The organism is Thermococcus sp. M36, assembly GCF_012027355.1.
Taxonomy (GTDB): domain Archaea; phylum Methanobacteriota_B; class Thermococci; order Thermococcales; family Thermococcaceae; genus Thermococcus.
Window position 1 is genome coordinate 1 of sequence record NZ_SNUH01000200.1, and the last position, 448, is coordinate 448.

The 448-nt window shown below is 36.8% G+C and carries 2 protein-coding genes; both read left to right on the forward strand.

Features of this window, described 5'->3' with window-relative positions; genetic code table 11:
* Window positions 1-201, forward strand: a 201-nt coding sequence (locus E3E36_RS13015; protein ID WP_206203684.1) for a hypothetical protein, incomplete at its 5' end; no start/stop codon positions are given.
* A gap of 33 nt (window positions 202-234) precedes the next feature.
* Window positions 235-448: glycosyl hydrolase 53 family protein (locus E3E36_RS11975; RefSeq protein ID WP_206203685.1), on the forward strand; the 214-nt coding region annotated here is incomplete at its 3' end.

Sequence of the window (448 nt, forward strand, 5' to 3'; positions counted from 1 at the left end):
GCAGCTACACCCGTTGGTATTACTGCATTGCATGCAAGGCAATATTTGAATTATGTTTCAATGGATTGTAAGCCCGCTTATTTACATATTTGTGAAGGTGCAACCAAACTAAGTGATGGCAGACAAGATTCTTCAACAGGAAAATTAATGAGCTATCTGGTAAGCGATTTTGTAAAAGGAATTCTGCAACAACTTGCATAATTATTAATCTTTGATAATGCTATGAAACATATTATGAATTGGTTAATCATCTTTCTTATTGCTCAATTATCAGCTTGTTCAAAAGGTGGCGATAATTCTTCAGCATCTGTTACCCCGACACCAACGCCAACACCTACAACAACTGTATTTGCAAAAGGTGCAGATATAAGTTGGTTAACACAAATGGAGGCATCGGGCTATAAATTTTATAATGCAGGCGGAACTCAACAAGATTGCATGCAGCTAT